This is a genomic window from Microbacterium sp. NPDC056044, assembly GCF_042267145.1.
Classification (GTDB): domain Bacteria; phylum Actinomycetota; class Actinomycetes; order Actinomycetales; family Microbacteriaceae; genus Microbacterium.
Map to the genome: position 1 here is coordinate 167,540 of NZ_JBHJWZ010000005.1, position 18,781 is coordinate 186,320.

Annotated in this window: 17 protein-coding genes; 11 read left to right on the forward strand and 6 right to left on the reverse strand. The window is 66.2% G+C overall.

Annotated elements, in window-relative coordinates; genetic code table 11:
- Positions 1 to 10: 10 nt before the first annotated feature.
- Positions 11 to 2,692 (reverse strand): family 78 glycoside hydrolase catalytic domain, encoded by a 2,682-nt coding sequence (locus ACFC1I_RS15615; RefSeq protein ID WP_376011257.1) that lies wholly within the window; start codon positions 2,690 to 2,692, stop codon positions 11 to 13.
- A 213-nt stretch (positions 2,693 to 2,905) separates the two neighbouring features.
- Between ACFC1I_RS15615 and ACFC1I_RS15620 the strand changes: the two genes are divergently transcribed.
- From ACFC1I_RS15620 to ACFC1I_RS15650, 7 genes are all read left to right on the forward strand, one after another.
- The gene (locus ACFC1I_RS15620; protein ID WP_376011260.1) at positions 2,906 to 4,216 is read left to right on the forward strand and encodes an MFS transporter; all 1,311 of its coding nucleotides are present in this window, start codon (positions 2,906 to 2,908) and stop codon (positions 4,214 to 4,216) included.
- Positions 4,217 to 4,287: 71 nt separating this feature from the next.
- On the forward strand, positions 4,288 to 5,220 hold the full coding sequence (locus ACFC1I_RS15625) for an alpha/beta hydrolase fold domain-containing protein (protein WP_376011262.1): 933 nt from the start codon (positions 4,288 to 4,290) through the stop codon (positions 5,218 to 5,220).
- The gene (locus ACFC1I_RS15630; protein WP_376011264.1) at positions 5,213 to 6,241 is read left to right on the forward strand and encodes an alpha/beta hydrolase; all 1,029 of its coding nucleotides are present in this window, start codon (positions 5,213 to 5,215) and stop codon (positions 6,239 to 6,241) included. Before ACFC1I_RS15625 ends, ACFC1I_RS15630 begins: the two co-directional genes overlap by 8 nt.
- A gap of 2 nt (positions 6,242 to 6,243) precedes the next feature.
- Positions 6,244 to 7,524, forward strand: a complete 1,281-nt coding sequence (locus tag ACFC1I_RS15635) for a glycoside hydrolase family 1 protein (protein WP_376011267.1) — start codon at positions 6,244 to 6,246, stop codon at positions 7,522 to 7,524.
- A 103-nt stretch (positions 7,525 to 7,627) separates the two neighbouring features.
- On the forward strand, positions 7,628 to 8,206 hold the full coding sequence (locus ACFC1I_RS15640; protein ID WP_376011268.1) for a GDSL-type esterase/lipase family protein: 579 nt from the start codon (positions 7,628 to 7,630) through the stop codon (positions 8,204 to 8,206).
- A complete protein-coding gene (locus tag ACFC1I_RS15645) occupies positions 8,203 to 8,838 on the forward strand; it encodes a Gfo/Idh/MocA family protein (protein ID WP_376011271.1) in 636 nt (211 codons plus the stop codon). Before ACFC1I_RS15640 ends, ACFC1I_RS15645 begins: the two co-directional genes overlap by 4 nt.
- Positions 8,839 to 8,901: 63 nt before the next feature.
- The gene (locus ACFC1I_RS15650; protein WP_376011273.1) at positions 8,902 to 10,350 is read left to right on the forward strand and encodes an NAD-dependent epimerase/dehydratase family protein; all 1,449 of its coding nucleotides are present in this window, start codon (positions 8,902 to 8,904) and stop codon (positions 10,348 to 10,350) included.
- Positions 10,351 to 10,409: 59 nt separating this feature from the next.
- On the opposite strand, the gene ACFC1I_RS15655 is transcribed toward ACFC1I_RS15650, so the two are convergent.
- The 5 genes from ACFC1I_RS15655 to ACFC1I_RS15675 form a co-directional block, all read right to left on the reverse strand.
- Positions 10,410 to 10,592, reverse strand: a complete 183-nt coding sequence (locus tag ACFC1I_RS15655) for a hypothetical protein (protein ID WP_376011276.1) — start codon at positions 10,590 to 10,592, stop codon at positions 10,410 to 10,412.
- 379 nt (positions 10,593 to 10,971) lie between these two features.
- Entirely contained in the window at positions 10,972 to 11,328 is a 357-nt protein-coding gene (locus tag ACFC1I_RS15660; RefSeq protein WP_376011279.1) for a DUF202 domain-containing protein, read from the reverse strand.
- Positions 11,325 to 11,693, reverse strand: coding sequence for a YidH family protein (locus ACFC1I_RS15665; RefSeq protein WP_376011282.1), 369 nt, complete (start codon positions 11,691 to 11,693; stop codon positions 11,325 to 11,327). Before ACFC1I_RS15665 ends, ACFC1I_RS15660 begins: the two co-directional genes overlap by 4 nt.
- Positions 11,690 to 12,682, reverse strand: coding sequence for a formylglycine-generating enzyme family protein (locus ACFC1I_RS15670; RefSeq protein ID WP_376011285.1), 993 nt, complete (start codon positions 12,680 to 12,682; stop codon positions 11,690 to 11,692). Before ACFC1I_RS15670 ends, ACFC1I_RS15665 begins: the two co-directional genes overlap by 4 nt.
- Before the next feature lie 58 nt (positions 12,683 to 12,740).
- Positions 12,741 to 13,970, reverse strand: a complete 1,230-nt coding sequence (locus tag ACFC1I_RS15675; RefSeq protein ID WP_376011288.1) for an ROK family protein — start codon at positions 13,968 to 13,970, stop codon at positions 12,741 to 12,743.
- Positions 13,971 to 14,018: 48 nt separating this feature from the next.
- Here ACFC1I_RS15675 and ACFC1I_RS15680 point away from each other — a divergent pair, with 48 nt between their 5' ends.
- The 4 genes from ACFC1I_RS15680 (at position 14,019) to ACFC1I_RS15695 (ending at position 18,743) form a co-directional block, all read left to right on the forward strand.
- Positions 14,019 to 15,494 carry a sulfatase-like hydrolase/transferase gene (locus ACFC1I_RS15680; protein ID WP_376011291.1) on the forward strand — a complete coding sequence of 492 codons (1,476 nt, stop codon included), beginning with the start codon at positions 14,019 to 14,021 and terminating at the stop codon, positions 15,492 to 15,494.
- Positions 15,495 to 15,504: 10 nt separating this feature from the next.
- Positions 15,505 to 16,485: a carbohydrate ABC transporter permease gene (locus ACFC1I_RS15685; RefSeq protein ID WP_376011293.1), complete on the forward strand. Its 981-nt coding sequence runs from the start codon at positions 15,505 to 15,507 to the stop codon at positions 16,483 to 16,485.
- On the forward strand, positions 16,482 to 17,306 hold the full coding sequence (locus ACFC1I_RS15690; RefSeq protein WP_376011296.1) for a carbohydrate ABC transporter permease: 825 nt from the start codon (positions 16,482 to 16,484) through the stop codon (positions 17,304 to 17,306). Before ACFC1I_RS15685 ends, ACFC1I_RS15690 begins: the two co-directional genes overlap by 4 nt.
- A gap of 63 nt (positions 17,307 to 17,369) precedes the next feature.
- Complete coding sequence (locus tag ACFC1I_RS15695) at positions 17,370 to 18,743, forward strand: extracellular solute-binding protein (RefSeq protein WP_376011298.1); 1,374 nt, start codon at positions 17,370 to 17,372, stop codon at positions 18,741 to 18,743.
- Positions 18,744 to 18,781: the final 38 nt, after the last annotated feature.

Below are 18,781 nucleotides of genomic sequence, written 5' to 3' on the forward strand. Positions count from 1 at the left end.
TGATTCGTACTCAGGCGGGAACGTGCGCCGAGGTGAGGGTGCGGGTGTGCAACTCGTGGTGGCCCGGACCCACCTGCTGCTGCTGATCTCCCCAGATGATGGTGGCCGTGGCACCGCCGGGGACCTGGACTCGCAGGACGGCATCGTCCGAGTCGACCTGCCAGTCGACTTCGATGAGACCCTGCGGGCTGTCGAAATGCCCTCGAGCCCAGTTCAGGCGGGCGGGGACGACAGGGGCGACGGTGAAGCTGGTCCACGCGACGGACTCGTCGTCCTGCTGCAGGCCGAGGATGTGGGAGTGGAGATAGCGGATCACAGCGCCCTTGCTGTAGTGGTTCAGCGATGCGTGTGCATTTCCGTTACGGTCAACCCCCTCCCATTCCTCCCAGATGGTGGTGGCGCCGCGGTCGAGCATCCCCAACCATGACGGGGTGCTGCGCTGCCACAGCAACTGTTCGGCGACGTCGGCGTGACCGGTGTCTGCCAGGGTGGGGAGGAGATCGGCGGTGGACAGGAAACCGGTGCCGAGGTGCCCGTCGGCCTCCTCGATCAACGCGACCAGGTGCTGTGCTGCCCGTTCCCGCAGCGGCTCGGGGGCCAGGCCCGTCGAGAGAGCCCGGACGTAGCTGGCCTGCGTGTTGTTCGGGGTTCGACCATCGTCGTCGATGAACTCCTGCCGCCAGGCGTCCCGGACCTTATCGGCAATGTCCCTGTACTGGGCTGCGGCGGTGGCGTCACCCAGCACGCCTGCGATCGCAGCAAGAGTCGACACCGACCGGTACAGGTAGGCGGTTCCCACCTCACCCTTGTCCGACATGGCCCACGCCATCGGGTCGGGCATAGCGGGGCCGGGAGTACCGTCCTCGGCGATCGGGGTGGGTTCGCACCATTCACCGAAATGGAAGGTGCCATCCCAGATGTATTGCTCGTGAGGGAGGGGTTCGGGGGAGCGTTCCACGCGAGAGGGGTGCCGGTGGTCCGCGGCCGCATTCAATGCGAACGACACCCATCGGGTCATCGCGTCCCAGCTGTCCCTGAGGACCCGGACATCGCCGTATGTGCGGTACAGCTCCCACGGCACGAGGATGACCGCGTCTCCCCAACCCGCGGATCCGGTCGCGAAATCCACGGCCGGGTTCGGGAACACCCGCATGCGGCTGGGGTCCGGGGAGATGTTCACGATGCGACCGTCGTCGAGCTGATCGTCACGCACGGACTGCAGCCACTTCCGGCTGAACCCGTCCACGTCGAACAGTTGAACGGCGGTGGAGAGGAAGATCTGCCAGTCACCCGTCCACCCCGCCCGCTCTCTGGTTGGGCAGTCGGTGGGCACGTCAACCGCGTTTCCTCGGAAGCTCCACCGGGCGACGTCCCACAACCGGTTCAGGTCCTCGTCGCTGCTGGAGAATGTGCCGACGGATCGCAGATCGGTATGCAGCACCTGCGAGATCACATCACGTTCGGTCAGTTCGATACCGTCGCGGTGAATCTGCACGTACTGGAACCCGTGCACAGTGTGGTGCGGTTCGAAGGAACGTGATTTCCCGTCGGAGATCACTTCATCCCTTTGGACGAATGGAACGACACTGCCGTCAGGCGATGGGGTATCCAGGTGGGTCAACGTCACCTGCCCGTCGGGGCCGATGTGCTCACCGAAGGTCAGCGTCGTCCGGGCGCCATCCTCGCCGAGCTCGCTCAGACGCACCCGGCCGGACACGTTCTGACCGAAATCGACCACAAGGTCATCGGGCCCGATCCGCGTGATGGACGCGGGCGACAGTTCCTCGACAACGCGCACTGGTGGGGCCGGAGACCAGGAAACCGGCGGCGCCTCGCCGCCGACGATCGCGGAGCCCAGCGGGACTGCGTCACGGCGCAAGTCCGCGACTTCGCCATCCATGAGATCTGCCGTCACGATCTCCGACTCCGCGACCTGCCACGCACCATCGGTGGCCGCGGCTGTCCGCGGGCCTTCGGGACCGAGCACGCGTAGCTCCGCGCGAACAGCCACTCGGGGACCCCACAGAGCTTCCTTACGAAACGCGTCTGTGCGACCCCGGAACCAGCCGTCACTGACCCGCAGTCGGAGCGTGTTCAGACCGGGCACCAGGGCGGACGCAGGATCGGCTGCCTGCGCATACAAGGTGCGGTCGTAAGAGGTCGATCCTGGCGCCAACTCGGCACCGCCGATCCGCTGACCGTTGACAAACAGCTCATAGACCCCGAGCGCGGCCGAGTACAACCGCGCCTCGGAGGGCACCTCCGCGAGGGTAAACGTCGTGGTGAAGTCGTGCGCGGGGCGCGACCCGACCGGCGCATCGGCCACGGTCGCGGTGATCCATTCACCTGTCCAATCCGCCTCGAACAGACCGGCCTCGAATGCCGCCGGCTCCGACCAGGCAGATGTGCTGCCGTCGTGATGGACGCGCACCGACCAGGACACTCGTTCGCTGCTGCGCAGTTCGCGCCACGGCCATGCCACAAACCGATGCACGGCGCCGTGCCCGTTGAACTCCCACCGCTCATCACCGACCGTCGCGCGCAGGTCGAAGCCGATCTGGCGGGACACATCGGACGGCAACTTCCACGACAACTCCGGCGAGGCCCCTGCAACCGGGAACTGATCGCCGCCAGTCTCAACAACCAGGTCGTACGGTGCACCCGGGACAGCGGGGGTGACGTCGTTGTCCATCAAAGCCTCTTCCTCGAAACGCCGCTCTCTGATCTCGGAAGAGACTATACAACACCTGCAGCATAGAACACACAGGAGTGCCTAAAGTACTCAACAGTCGTAGCATTGCGGCTGTGCAACGAGTGTTGTATAGTCCTGGATCAGCGCACAGTGCGCGTGACTGGACTCACCACCCAATGACGGTCGAGTTCCTGTTCGAGGGAGAACACGCAGGTGTCTGAAATCATCCGCCCGGTAGCGGGCGCGGCTCTGCCCGAAGAGCCGTTCGTCGAGTCGGAGCTGCCGGCGCCGACCAAACTGCGAGCACGCGTGGTGTTCGCTCTGTCGATCAGCCAGTTCGGTCTGTCGATCCCCGCGGTGTCGATGGTCCTGGTGTCGTGGCCGGCGACGATCGGCGTACTCGAACCTGCCAACAAGGCGTTCTTCCTTAGCCTGCTGACCGGGCTCTTTGCGCTCGTCGGTGTGGTCGTCACTCCGATCGCCGGTGTCCTCAGCGACCGGTGCACGTCCAGACTCGGGATGCGCCGCCCGTTCCTGTTGACCGGAGCGATCCTGGGAATGATCGCGATGGGCATGATGGGTCTCGCGCCGAACATCACCCTGCTCATCCTGGGAGCGATGCTCTATTCACTTGCAGCGAGCATCTACGCCGGCGGCAACGCACCGCTCGTCCCGGACCAGATCCCCGAGCGCCACCGAGGCCGCGTGATGGGTCTCATGATGGCCATCCTTACGATCGCCGGCCTAGTCGCTTCACTCGTACTGCCGCCTTTCCTCGGTCAGCAGTTCATCGTTTTCGCGATCCCCGGTGCCTGCTTCGGCCTGGCGGGTCTGCTCACCGTCGTGATGATCAAAGACCGCAAGCTCAGCAAGGACGAAGTCGACGGCAAGCTGTCGATCCTCGGCATCTTCGCCCAGTTCAAGGTCAACCCGCGCAGTATCCCGGACTACTCCTGGGCCTGGCTTGCCAAGGCCATCACAACCCTCGGCACGGTGCTCACCTCGGTGTATGGGTTCTACTTCCTCACTGACAAACTGCAGGTCTCGCCGGAAGCGCTCCCGGGCGTCCTGACGATCACCGGTCTGATCGGGCTGGCGTGTGCAGTGCTGGGTGCGCTGATCGGTTCATGGATCAGCGACAAGTTCCGCATCCGCAAGAAGATGGTGCTCTATACCTCCACCATGATCCTCATCGGAGCGATCGTCGCAGCCTTCGCCCCGAGCGTCGAGGTATATCTGGTCGCGCTGGTGATCATGGGCCTGGGTACCGGCGCTTACTTCCCCGTCGACGGGGCTGTGATGATCGACGTTCTCCCCGGCGAAGGGCGCGAGACCGGCAAGTACATGGGACTCCTCACCCTCGCCGATCAGGCGCCCCGCTCCCTCGGCCCGTTCGTGGCAGCCGGTGTCCTCGCCGTCGGCTCACTGATTCCCGGCTTCGGTTACCCCGCCGTGTTCATCGCCGGCGGCGTGATCGCCGTGATCGGCGGTCTCCTCATCCGCAAGGTCAAGGGCAGCGTCTGACCGCGAGTGCGGTCGGTCGCGCCGTCGCAGACCGGCCGCACTACGTCAGCTCCAAGATAGGAACCACCCTCATGCCGCTCGATCCGTACCTGGCCAGCAAGCTCCATCTGATGGAGAATCTCGACTTCCATCACATGGACGAGGACATGGCCGCCCGCATGGCAGAGTTCTATGTCGATCCCGAACCATGGACCGTGCCCGAAGGTCTACAGATTAGTGATGCCACGGTCGGCGGCCCGCACGGACCAATTCCGGTCCGCATCTACCGGCCGGACACAACCGCAGACCGGGTGCTGGTGTGGGCGCACGGCGGCGGATTCGCGGCCGGGAATCTCGACATGCTCGAGGCACACATGGTCGCCGCGGAACTCGCTCACCGCGCCGGGATCGTGACCGTGAGTGTCGACTACCGTCTCGCGCAAGACGGAGTCCGCTATCCCGTGCCTGTCGACGAGGTGCACGCCGTCGTCGTCGCAGCCCTCGAGGGGAGCATTCCTTCGGTCTCGCGCGCCGACTGGGTCGCGGTCGGCGGGGCCAGTGCCGGGGCAGCGCTGGCGTTGGCGGTGGCGCAGCGGCTACGGGACGGCGGGGGGTCGGGCGCTGCCGCCGTCCTCCTGGCGTACCCACTCGCGCACTTTCCGAACCCGGGCCTTTCTGTCGAGATCGCCGCCGACCTGGCGATCCTGCCGGCGGCGCTCCGAACCCCGGCGTCGAATGTGGAGTGGATGGTCGATAACTATGTCGGTCGGATCACCGACATTCCGACAGACGCGATTCCGGGTGGGGGAGTGCTGACGGGTCTGCCCCCTGCCACGATCGTCGTGTCGGAGTACGACGATCTACGTTCCTCTGCCGAGTTGCTCGAGCGTCAGTTCGACGAGTCCGGTGTGCCGGTGACGACTTATCTCGCCGCGGGCATGGTGCACGGCCATCTCAACCGGGGGACCGTGCTGACCGAGGTCGACCGGTCCCTGGACTTCCTCGTCGGGGCGCTGCATGGCTGAGTTCCTGACCGGTCCCGCCCCCGCAATCGATCCAGAACTGGCCCCAACCCTCTCCGCGCTGCATGCAGTTGTCCCTGGCGGCCTCCCCTCGTTGAGCTCGGAGAACTACGCCGCGATCCGCGCCGGGTTTCCGGGGATCCCTGGGGCGCCCGCCGCACACTTCTCTCGCGCCGGGAAGTTCGATGTCGAAATGGCCGCTGTGCCGGGCCTGGACGGCGGCGACATTCCACTGCTCATCTGCCGACCGGCAGGCGTGCCGCATCGAGCCGCCATACTCTATGTGCACGGCGGCGGCATGGTGCTGGGCAGCTACGTCAACGGCGTCGACGAGATGCTCGACTACGCCGACCCCCTCGGACTTGCCGTGGTATCTGTGGATTACCGCCTCGCCCCCGAGTATCCCCACCCCATCCCTGTGGAGGACTGCTACGCCTCCCTTGCCTGGTTGGCAGAGCACGCCACCGAGCTCGACATCCCCGCAGACCGGCTGATCGTCGCCGGCGAGAGCGCCGGCGGCGGGCTCGCCGCGGCGACCGTACTCCTGGCCCGCGACCGCGGATCAGTCGCCGTATTCGGCCAATTGCTCATCGCCCCGATGCTCGATCACCGCAGCGACACTCCATCGATGCACCTGCTCCAGGGCGCGGGCATGTGGGACCGGAACTCCAACATCTTCGGGTGGGGTGCGCTCCTCGGCTCCACCGGCGACGCCGCGGTCTCGCCCTACGCCTCTCCTGCACTCGCGGCCGATCTATCGGGGCTGCCGCCGACTTTCATCGATGTGGGCGGCGCGGATGCCTTCCGCGACGAAGCGATCGACTACGCCACCCGGATCAGCCAGGCGGGCGGCCTCACCGACCTGCACCTGTGGGCCGGCGGCTACCACGGCTTCGACGGCATGGTTCCCCAAGCCCAGATCTCACGATCTGCACGCGCAACCCGCCTAGCCTGGCTCACTCGTCTTCTCGCGGCCGCAGAGACCACGGCCACCAAGTACTCGCCTAACAACACTCAGGAGTAATCATGCCCACCTTCCCCGACGGCTTCCTCTGGGGAGCTGCGACCGCCGGCCACCAGATCGAAGGCAACAACATCCGCTCCGACATCTGGGCGATGGAGCACGTGACCGCGGCCCCGTTCGCCGAGCCCTCCGGCGACGCCTGCGACAGCTACCACCGGTACGAGGAAGACATTCAACTGCTGGCCGATTCAGGGCTGAACACCTACCGGTTCAGCATCGAGTGGTCCCGTATCGAGCCGGAGGTCGGACAGTTCTCCCGCGCCGAGCTCGAGCACTACCGCCGCATGATCCGCGCCTGCCATGCGCGCGCCATCACCCCGGTCGTCACCCTCAACCACTTCACCACCCCTTCCTGGTTCGCCCGGGACGGCGCATGGGGTCAGGAGCACGCGGCCGCCCTGTTCGAGCGGTACGTGCGCTACACCGTCGATGCGCTCCGCGACGACGTGCAGTGGTGGATCACCTTCAACGAGCCCAACGCCGGCGCTCTCCTCCTCGCCACCGGCTCGTTGCCGCTCGGCGCCGCAGCAGACGATCTCGCTGAAGCACAGCGCGGCCTGATGGCAGACTTCGCCGCTCGTGTCGGTGGCACGGCCGGCGTGGCCTCAATGGCGATCCCGGTGCTCGCGCCCAATGCCGTGGAGAACGTGTTCACCGCCCACCGGCTCGCGCGCGCGGCGATCAAGCAGATCGCACCGCAGTCGAAAGTGGGCTGGTCGATCGCGGTGCATGACTTCCAGGCCCTGCCCGGGGGAGAGGCCCGACGCGATGCGATCCTCGCGCAGGCGATCCATCCGTACTGGGCCGCAGCCCGCGAGGACGACTTCGTCGGCGTGCAGACCTATACACGCGAGGTGTACGGGCCGGAAGGTCGAATCGTTCCTGAGGAGACCTCCGACACGTTCCTGACCGGGTGGGAGTACTACCCGCCGGCGCTCGGCCACACCGTCGCTGCCGCAGCTGCCTACACCGGCGTGCCGGTGCTCGTCACCGAGAATGGCATGGCCACCGCCGACGATGACGCTCGTATCCGTTACACCCGCGGCGCCGTCGAAGGACTCGCCGAGGCACGCGAGGCAGGCGCGGAGGTCCTCGGCTACATCCACTGGACGCTCATCGACAACTGGGAATGGCACTCCGGCTTCGCGATGACCTTCGGACTGATCGCACTCGACCGCGAGACGTTCGCCCGCACACCGAAGCCCAGCCTCGCCTGGCTGGGACGCGTGGCAGCCTCGCGTGGCGCAGTTCTCAATGACGAGCTCGAGCCCGCGCTGAGCTGATCCCATGCCGCTGATGCGACTGATCGGGCGGGTGACCATGTCGCCCGCCCCGCAGACGCGACGCTCCCGATTCGAGGTCACAGCGAGGGCAGACGGAAAGGTCGTGTTCCTCGGGGACAGCATCACCGAGCAGGGTCTGTGGGATGAGTGGTTTCCCGATCTCTCGGTGCTCAACCGAGGTGTCGGCGGCGAGACCGTCGCCGAGGTCACCGCGCGTGTGCCGATCGCCCTGTCTGGCGCCAGCGCGGTGAGCCTGCTCGTCGGTACGAACGACTTGACCGGCTTCGGGCGATCCCGGAAGGTGACGGACATCGCCGAGCAGTACCAGGAACTCCTCGTCGCGATCCGTCGCGTTGTCCCCGTGGCGCCGGTGGTCGTGACCGGGGTGCTCCCCCGCGATCGCTTCTTCGCCGGGCGAGTCCAGACGCTCAACGAGCACATCGACGAAATGGTGACCGCCGCGGGGATGCAGTACGTCGACGCCTGGTCCCGCATGTGCGGTGCACGAGGAGAACTTCGTCCAGAGCTCACCCGCGATCGGATACATCTCACCGGCGCCGGTTACAGCGAGTGGCTCACTGTGCTTCGTCCCGCTCTGGATCGTGCTCTCGCCGGCGCGGGTGGCAGCAAGCATCTTCTAACGCCCCTCGGCCGCGGCGGTGCGAAGGGACCGAGGCGGTGACGTTGCGCATCGGCGTCCTCGGAGCGGCGCGGATCACCGCGACAGCTCTGCTTCGCCCTGCCACGTCGACCTCTGATGTGGAGGTCGTGGCCATCGCCGCCCGGGCACCTGGGCGAGCCCTCGCATACGCTGACAAGCACCGGATCCCGCGGGTGCACGCGAACTACTTGCGGCTCCTCGCCGACCCCGAAGTTGACGCCGTCTACATTCCGCTACCTCCCTCGCTGCACGGCAAGTGGACGGTCGCCGCCGTCCGGGCGGGCAAGCACGTCCTCGTCGAGAAGCCATTCACCGCCAACGGGCACGAGGCAGGCGCCGTGGCCGCTGCTGTGCAGGACTCGGGTCTCGTCGTGATGGAAGCTCTCCACTCGCTCTATCCCCCGCTCGCCGGGCAGCTGCGCGACCTCATCGTTGGCGGGACGCTGGGTGCGATCGAGCACGCCTCGGCTCAGTTCTGTGCCCCGATCCCGCCCGAGCGCACCCCAAGCTACACCTTCCAGCTACGCGCATTCCGCGACGCGGTCAGAGACGGCGAACCACTCCGTTCGGGCCTCGCCGACTCCGTCGCGATGATGCGCACCATCGACGCCACCTACACCAGGGCGGGCATGAGCCCGCGCCAGCCGTCCTGAGCACGGCTTATCACCGTTGGGTGTGCTGGCAAACGTGCTCCCAACAGACAGAAAGGCCGAAAGATGGTCGACCGCAAACGAGTGTTTCTCACCGGCGCAGCCGGCAACTGGGGAACTCGGATCCTCGACGAGTTCAAGAGCCGTGCCGACAGGTTCGACGTCGTCGCGCTCGTGCTCCCGAGCGCCCGTGATACCGCAGCCATCCGTGCCTACGAAGACATGGCCAACCTCGACGTCGTTTTCGGCGATCTCATCGACTACGCCGCCGTCGAGCGTTGCGTGCGCGGTGCGGACTACGTCCTGCACGTCGGCGCTGCGGTCTCCCCGGCCGTCGACGACAACCCTGGACTGGCCACGCGAGTCAACGTCGGCAGCGTCCGCAACATCATCCGCGCCGTGAAGGCGCAGCCCGACCCGTCCGCCATCGCGGTCGTGGGAATCGGGACTGTCGCCGAGACAGGCGACCGAAATCCGCCGCACCACTGGGGTCGCGTCGGGGACCCTCTGCGCGTGGCGGTGTTCGACGAATACGGCCAGAGCAAGATCGCCGCCGAGAAGGAGTTGGTCGATTCGGGACTGCCGCGCTGGGCATGGCTGCGGCAGACCGGCATCTTCCATCCCGGCGTGCTGGAGATCCGCGACCCGATCATGACGCACTCGCCTTTCGCCGGGGTGATGGAGTGGGTGTCGGTCGAGGACTCCGCCCGCCTCATGGCGAACATCTGCGAGCCTGAGGTACCCGAGGAGTTCTGGGGCGGGATCTATAACATCGGCGGCGGTGAAGCTTGGCGGCTCACCAACTGGGAGCTCCAGACGCGCATGACGGCCGCACTGGGGGTGAAGGACGTCCGACAGTGGTACGACCGTAACTGGTTCGCCACGCAGAACTTCCACGGCCAGTGGTACACCGACTCCGACCGTCTCGAAGAGCTCGTCCCCTTCCGCCAGGACACCTTCGACCAGGCGCTGAGCCGTGCCATCGCGGCGAACCCCAAACTCAGGATGGCGGGGAAAGTCCCAGCGGCCCTGGTGAAGAAGCTCATCATGGAACCACTGACGCTTCGCAATCGCGGCACCATGGCGTACATCCGGGACGCGGACCGCGTTGGAATCGACGCGTTCTTCGGGTCCCGCAAGGAGTGGGAGGCGATCGGGGGGTGGGAGACATTCTGGCCGCCACGTCCCGACCGGATCCCGCACACCTACGAACTCGGCTACGACGAGTCCCAACCGACCAGCCAGTGGGACACCGAAACCTACAGCGAGGTCGCAGACTTTCGCGGCGGCACGCTGCTCACCGCAGAGGCCACTGCCGGTGACATCGCCACCGCCTTGACGTGGCAATGCGCCTTCGGTCATACCTTCACCGGCAGTCCCCGACTGATCCTCACCGGAGGGCACTGGTGCCCGGACTGCGTCCTCGACTCCGCCAACTACAAGACGCAAGCTCAGCGCAATCGGTTCCTGGCGCAGATCGAACTTGCCGGGGAAACCGCCACAGTCACCGCCTGAGCCCTAGGCCAGCCGCGGGCGCTCTGGGCACGCCCGAGCGTCCGCGGCTGGCGAGCCGGTCAGCTCCGCCGGTCGGAGTCCGCCGGAGACGGTCGCCATCGCCGCTTGGATCCAATGATCGCGGCCGTCGTTGCCGCAACCAGCAGGTAGCCGGCCGCCGCCGGAATCCCTCCGAGGTTGTATGCGAATTCGACTGTGGGCGCGAGGAGCAGCACTGCGAGGAACAAGGTAACGATCAGCATTTGGGGTTCCTAAGACACGTGGCGGGAGGCCACTCAGCGGTCGGCAGCGTTGAGATCAAGCAGCCGCGGCTGGACGATCAGGCCATGCCGATCGCTATGACGGCGACGATGACCAGGATGCCTCACGTCCGGCCGTCTGCTACGCGCATGCCGTCTGGGATCGGCGGAGCCTGCGCGCTGCGTTCGGCCGCTGTCAGCGAGCAGCGTGGCGGCGAATCGCGGGTCGCGCCATAGAGTCACCTCAGTTCTGGTCGAAGATCGTCGGCTGCGGTGTACGGCCACCAGGATCTATGCAGTTGATGTTGCATAGATGGGCGACGCTAACACGGCTTGGCTGTGATGAGCATGAATGCTCTCGACGACGTCTCGGCGGATGTGGTCACAGTGCTGTGATCAGCACCGCCGCGAGAAGGGAGGCGCCGACTGTGAGCATCGAGGCGGTCACGAAGATGAGGAGCCGGCCGTCCAAGAGCGGGATTCGGTCGTCTTCCACCGACGACGTTAGCCGTCGATGGACCGCTAAGTAGCGCAACTGGGCGTGGGCGGCAACAACCACCGATAGGACGAGTCCGCTACCTGCCGGAATGAGCACCCACGCGCCGAAGTGTCCGGGGAGTACCCGCACGGCGAGCAGCGCACCCACCGCCAGGGCGAGCCCTGTTCGCCGCCACGCGAGTGCGGTGCGCTCCAACTGGAGGCCAGCATCGAAGGGGCGCTCGGAGCGGGGGGCACTCATGCGAAGAGTATCCCCAGCGACACCAGGACCCCCACGATCATGACGACGGCCGCGATCGGCACCGAGAGCAGCGCGGAAGGCAGCGGTCGATCGAGACGCAGTGCCCGTTCGGTTCGCGCCCAACCGATCCATGCCTGCAGGGGGGTGAGGATGCCGGCCACGATGAGTAGCACGGACGCTGCGAGGCGAAAGCCCGGGTGTAGGGAGAGCCCCAGCGCCTCGAGAGCGACACCGCCGGCTAGAAACGCGAGCGATGTGCGTATCCAGGCGAGATAGGTGCGTTCGTTCGCAAGGCTGAAGCGAGGGTCCGGCTCAGTGCCGTGCCGATAGACGGAAGATGGCCGACGTGTCCGGCGATCGCTCATTGTGAATCTCTCGATGTGGAGACGGTTCGGAACCCGGTGTTGCTCATTGAAGAATCGGGCGTGTTCGACGAGCGCGCTGCGTTCCGGTATCGGTTGCAGTAGGAGTCGTGGCAGAGGAATGAGCCACCGCGCACGACACGGGCCGGTCCCCGGTCGGGGCCGCGGGGGTTGGCAACGGGCGACGAGGCGTAGTACCTCGGGTCCCACCAGTCTGCGCACCACTCCCACACGTTGCCCACGGTCTGCCACAAACCGTACTCATTGGGTTCGTATGAGCGGACCGGCGCGGTGGCGAGGTAGCCGTCCTCGCGCGTGTTGACCGTAGGGAAGGTGCCTTGCCAGACGTTCATGCGGTGAGCCTGCCCGCTCTGACCGCCACGATCTTCGCCCCACGGGAACCGGGCCCCGTCGAGGCCTCCCCGCGATGCCGCTTCCCATTGGGCCTCCGTCGGGAGATCTCGTCCGGCCCACGCGCAGTACGCCATGGCGTCGTTCCAGGACACGTGGACCACGGGGTGATCCCCGAGGCCGTCCAGGTCGGATCCGGCACCGCCAGGGTGCCGCCAGTCGGCGTTTCGGACCCCGTACCACCAGGGAGTTCCTGGCGGCTGACCGAGGATGTCCTCCGGGGATGCGGTGCACACGAGGTGGAACACCGCCGAGAATCCGACTACCTCCGCCTCGGTCCGATACCCGCTGTCGTCGACGAACCGTGCGAAGTCGTCGTTGGTGACGGTCGTGGCATCGATCGAGAACCGCTCGAGAGCAACCGGGTGCACAGGCGTCTCACCGTCGCCACGATTCTCGTCGCCGCGCGCGTCGCCCATGAGGAAGGTCTGTGCTGGGACATACGCCTGGGTAACACGGTGACGATCGCCGCGGACGCCCTTGCCTGGCAGAGCCGGTGGGGCCGGAGGCAACGGAAGCAGCGCGGACTGCGTGCCGGCCGGTGCACAGCAGGCGGAGTGCCCGGTGGCGTGCTCGGTCATTCGTCTCCTGCCTGGGCAGGGTTGCTGTTGCTGCCGAGGAGCGCTCGGCGCCGGGCTCTCATAGGTCCGCGTTCATGACCAGGGTCGGATCCGAGAGCACCCGGGAGGCGATTCTGCTTGTCGCGCCGAGCAGGACGCTCTCATGGCCGAACGGTGAGAGGTCGATTCTGGTTCCGCCGAGGTCGGGCACCAGTACTCGCTTCCTGGCGATGTCGACGACCGGCGGTAGCAACCATTCGGCGAGGTCCGACATGTACCCCCCGAGCACGAGGACATCCGGGCCGAGCAGGTTGATCAGGATGGCTGTGCCGGCGCCGATGGCGAACGACACAGGCTCCAGATCGGCTGCTGTCAGCTCACTGGTGAGGAGGGCGGCGCGGACGTCTTCCACCCTCGACAGCGTCCGACCGCACCGTCCGGATGCAGTCGCGAGCAACGCGGACAACCCCGCGAACGCTTCGAAACACCCCGTACGACCGCAGGTGCAGGTGGGCCCGGCGGGGTCGAGCTGGACGTGACCGATGATGCCGACCACGCCGGCTCGCCCGCGGAGAAGTTGATGGTCGACGACGATTCCGGCGCCGATGCCGGTGCCGAGCTCGAGGTGCACGAGGTTCCCGGTGTCGCGGTAGGCGTCCTCCGCCTCGGCGATCGCGGAGTACGTGGCGAGGTTGTTGATCCCGATAGGAAGGGCGACCTCGGGCATTGACTCGCGCAACGCCTGCTGCAGATGAACCTCACGCCACCCGAGGCCGGGGGCGTTGATCACGACCTGGCCGGCCTTGTCCACCAAAGCGGGCACCGCGAGCTCGAGGCCGATGAGCTTTCGGCCCGTTTTCACTGCAAGCTCAGTTGCTCGGGAGACGAGATCGGAGACGAGGGCGACCGCGCTGTCAACGTCGTGCCGCACGGTCTCCATCTCGCCGACGAAGACCTCGGTTCCGTCGAGGTCCCGCGCCGTCAGCCGCACGAGCAGCCCGGCGCCATGGAGATTGACCTCGACCGCAAGACCCAGCAGATGGGCGCCATCGATGTAGAGCCGGGCCGCCGGACGGCCGCGGAGGTGGGCCGCGGGCTCACGCTCGGTGATCAGCGAGGACGCCATGAGTTCACCCACAAGAATGCCCACTGCGGCTTTAGTCAATCCCGTTGTCGCTGCGATCTCAGCCCGCGATACGCCAGGTCGCGCCCGCACCGCGCGGAGGACGAGCCCGAGGTTGTGAGTTCGCATCGCCGTGTGATCCAGGCGTAGAAGCCGGTCACGGTGGGGCGCGGGAGAGATCGTCATGGGCCCAATTATGGCGCACTGTTGACACCGAAACACGACACTCTTATATTGACAACGACATTTAATAAATGGAGCATCTCAATGACGAGCAGTACTGATCCGCGGCCGAACGTTGTGTTGGTGTTCGCCGATGACCTGGCGACTTGGGCAATCGGCGCCTATGGGTCCCGTGACGCGCACACCCCCAACCTCGACCGACTCGCCGCACAGGGCATGCTCGCCGAGAACTTCTTCTGCGCGTCCCCGGTCTGTTCGCCTGCGCGGGCATCGCTACTCACAGGAAAGATCCCGTCACAGCACGGTGTGCACGACTGGGTGCGTGGAGGCAACGCGGGTCTGGAAGGAATCGACTTCCTCGATGGTCAGACAGCGCTGCACGATGTGCTCTCCGGCGCGGGCTACCGATGCGGAATGATCGGCAAGTGGCATCTGGGGGCGAGCGACTCGCCGCGAGAGGCGTTCGATACGTGGTACGCGTACGAGAAGGGCGGCGGCGTCTACTTCAGCGCCCCGGTGTATCGGGGAGCTGACCTCGAGCATCCCGAGGCATACCTGACCGATGTGCTCGCCGAGGAAGCGGTCGATTTCCTTCGCGGCGCAGCCGAGGATGAGCGGCCGTTCTATCTGAACCTGAGCTTCACCGCCCCGCACTACCCATGGGTCGACGCTCACCCGATTGAGCTCGTGGACCTGTTCGCCGATGCCACTTTCGACGACATCCCACGGATGCCTGCTCACCCGTGGCTGCTGCTGCAGAACCCGGAGACCGCGGCCGCCATCAAGGACCCCGAGGCGAGTCTTCGCGGCTACTTCGCCGCCGTCGCCGGCCTCGACCGCGCTCTCGGGCGTGTTCTCGATGAGATCGACGCACTCGATCTCGCGGGGGAGACCCTGGTCGCGCTGGTGGGGGACAACGGCTTCAATGCCGGGCACCACGGAGTCTGGGGGAAGGGCAACGGCACGCTCCCGCAAAACATGTATGACACGTCCGTTCGTGTGCCTGCCATATTCCGGCATCCCCGGCGGATCCCTTCGGACGTGCGCATTTCGGAGAGCCTCAGCGGATACGACCTGCTCCCGACACTGCTGGACTTCGTCGGCCTGGATCCTTTGACCGTGCCCACCGGACTCCCCGGGTCGTCGTTCACGACACTGTTGGAAGGCGCGTCCCGAGGTGCGAACCACCCGATCGTCGTGTTCGACGAGTACGGCCCCGTCCGGATGATCCGGACCGGCGAGTGGAAGCTGGTGGATCGCATCGCACCGGAGCCGAGTGAGCTTTTCCATCTGAGCCGGGATCCGGACGAGGACCAGAACCTGTTCGACGACCCTCGCTACCGGCAGATCCGGGACCAGCTCAAGAGCCAGATGGAGGAGTGGTTCGAGAGGTACACCGTCCCCGAGCTGGACGGCAGGCACCTCCCCGTACTCGGTCTCGGGCAGCGCACCCTCGTGCGCGGCCACGCGCCCTCAGACGTGTTCGTCCCCATGGCGCCTCCCGGAACCGTCCCGGTCCTCGAGTAAGGAACGCCCCGTGACATCAGAAACCCGAATCCGACCCGAAACGCGCAAACAGATGGCAACGACACTCCTCGCCGAGAAAGATCTCGCAGAACAACCTCAGGCCCGCCCCCGATGGCGCGCAACCAGGCCGGTCCGCCGGTCTCTCGCCCTGATCCCGTTCCTTGCCTTCGTGCTGATCCTGGGCGCGTATCCGCTGGTACAGGTCGTGCGGATGGCCTTCTCGGAGACAGAAATCCAAGGAACGACATTCACTTGGACGTGGAACGGGATCACGAACTTCACGTCGGTACTGAGCGAGCCCACGTCCTGGCTGGCGATGTGGAACACCGTGTTCTTCGTGGCGGTCACCACCGGCGGCAGCATCGTTCTGGGCCTGGCGCTCGCGTTGCTGGTGAACAAGGCGGTTCGGCTCCTGCCCCTTGCCCGCAACGTCCTGATCTGGCCGGCTATCGTCACCCCGGTCGTGGTCAGTCTGCTGTGGCTGCTGATCCTGAGCCCGACGGCCGGCAGCCTCAACAAACTGCTGACGACCTTCGGTCTTCCACCTCAGCAGTGGCTGGATACGGGCTCCGGCGCGATGGCCTCGGTGATCGCGGTAGATCTATGGCACTGGACGCCGGTGGTGTTCCTGTTCATGTACACCGCGCTCACGGGCATCGACGCGGCCACGCTGGAGGCCGCTCGGATCGACGGGGCGAGCGAGCGGCAGGTGATCTTCCGGATCGTCCTTCCTCTGATCACCCCGGCGATCGGCGCCGTCGCCATCGTGCGCGTCGTAATGGGAATCAAGGCGTTCGATGAGATGTATCTGCTGACCGCCGGTGGTCCCAACGGTGCGACGACGCTCGTATCGCAGTACATCAAGGACCTCTTCTTCACGAATCTCCGGTTCGGCGAGGCCGCCGCGTACAGCATGGTCGTCGTCGTGGTCGTCGCCATCGTGCTCGGGGTCGTTCTCGCCCTGCGCGCACGGAAGGAAGCACGCGCATGACTCGCGGCATCACAAAGTTCTGGATCGATATGGCGCTGCTGGTGGTGATGATCGTCACCGTCGTGCCGATCGCGTGGCTGATCGTCAGCGCGTTCCTGCCGAACCGCGCCATCGTCAACTCCCGGTGGGACTTCCCGTTCTGGCTGGGCAACTTCGAGCAGCTCTTTGCCGACGAGATCTTCGTGCGCCAGATCGCCAACAGCGTCGGCATCGTGCTGGGAACGGTCGTCCTGACTCTCGCCATCGGCGCGATCGGCGGGTATGCGATCGCGAAGCTGAACCCGCCGAAGTGGGTGCTGCTGCCGAGCCTGCTGGTCGCCGCGTTCATCCCGCTCATCCCGCCCGCGACTCTGGTGCCGGGCTTCTACATCCTCCTGGGGGATCTGAACCTGCTCGGAACGGTCTTCGGACTCGTGCTTGTGAACACGTTCTTCAATCTGCCGTTCGCCCTGCTGCTGATGGCGTCGTACTTCGGTGCCGTGCCGGACGAACTGCGCGAGGCCGCTCAGGTCGACGGCGCCTCCGAGTCCCGCACGTTCTTGTCCGTGGTGCTGCCGATCGTGCGACCGGGGATGGCCGCGGTGGCAATCTTCGTGGCGATCATGGCGTGGAACGAGTTCCTGATGGGACTCACCCTCACCGCGGGTGGCGAAACCGCCCCCGTCACGGTCGGAATCGCCGGCCTGCTGCAGTCGTACACGGTCACGTGGGGCGAGCTCGCCGCCGCCGGAACGGTCGCGGCTGTCCCGATCATCGCGTTGGCGATCTTCGCCAACCGCCACATCGTCGCCGGCCTCACCGCCGGTGCCGTCAAAGGCTGACCCGCCCGCGCGCCACAGCCTGCACTCAACACAGCACGAACCCATCCAATGACGGAGGAAGCAATGAAGAACAATTCGAGCGCCATCGGCCGGAAGGTCCTGGTCGGTGTCGCAGCGGCAACGCTTGTCGGCGCGCTGGCCGGCTGCAGCCAAGGCGGCAGCGGCGGAGGGCTCAGCACCGGGGGAGCAGAGGGTGGGAAGGGTGGCGAGACGCTGGTCGTCATGGCCGGTCAGGGGCCGTGGCACCCGGGGTACGCGGCGGCGATCGCCGAGTACGAGAAGGAGTCGGGAAACAAGGTCGACGTCCGGCAGTTCCCGAACAACGATCTCGTCGGCCAGATGGTCAACGACATCCAGGGCGGTAAGCACGTCTTCGATGTCTATCTCATCAACGAGAGCGACATGACCAACTTCGTCGACCACGAGTGGCTGCGGCCCTTCACCGACATCGACCCGGACTACCAACTCGATCCGGAGATCTTCACCTACGACTCGCTGCCGTACTGGGACGCCGAGACCAAGACGTTCACTCCCGACGGGACGCTGACGAGCGCCCCGATCAACGGCAACCTGCAGATCCTCAGCTACCGCACCGACATCTACGACGACCTCGGCCTGGACACCCCGGAGACCTGGCAGGACGTCGTCGACAATGGCAAGGAGATCCAGCAGGAGGGTGCCGCGAAGTACGGCGGCGCTTACGCCCTGCAGGGCGCCACCGGCGGATACGCGCTGATCAGCTACTACTTCCAGCCGATCCTGAACGCGCTCGGCGGCACCTGGTTCGCCGACGAGGGCACCGACTGGACGCCGACCGTCGACTCACCCCAGGCGATCGACGCGGCCAAGCTGTTCCGCGAGCTCGCGCTGACCGGCCCTGAAGCGACGACCACGATGGGACAGGCTCAGGCCCTCGCCGCGGTGCAGGCCGGCGACGCTGCGCAGAGCTACCTCGTGCCTGCGGCGGCGCTGCAGCTGGAAGACGAGGCGAACTCCAACGTCGTCGGCAAGATCACCTATGCGCCCCTGCCGGACGGCCCCGACGGGGAGCCGGCCACCTCGAGCGGCATCTGGTCGCTGGGAGTTCCCGCGGGCCTCGACGACGACCGAAGCGAGACCGCTCTCGACTTCATCGACTACGTCACCTCGAAGGACGCGCAGACCGTCTTCACCGACAACGGCGGCATCCCGATCCGCGGCGACGTCGATCTGTCCGCCCTGGACGACGCGAAGCAGGAAGCGCTGAAGGCCAACTCCGACTCGGCGAAGGGCGCGACCGGTCAGTTCCGCTACCTGTTCGCCGCGGACATGCTCACCATCACCGAGCCCATCCTCACCAACATCGCCGCCGGAACCGTGACTCCCGAGGCGGGCATGGCCGACATGCAGGCGCAGCTCACCGCGCTCATCAAGAAGCAGGGGCTGCCTATGAACTAGTGGCTGAAGCACCGCTCCTCCGTTCGCAGGTACCGATC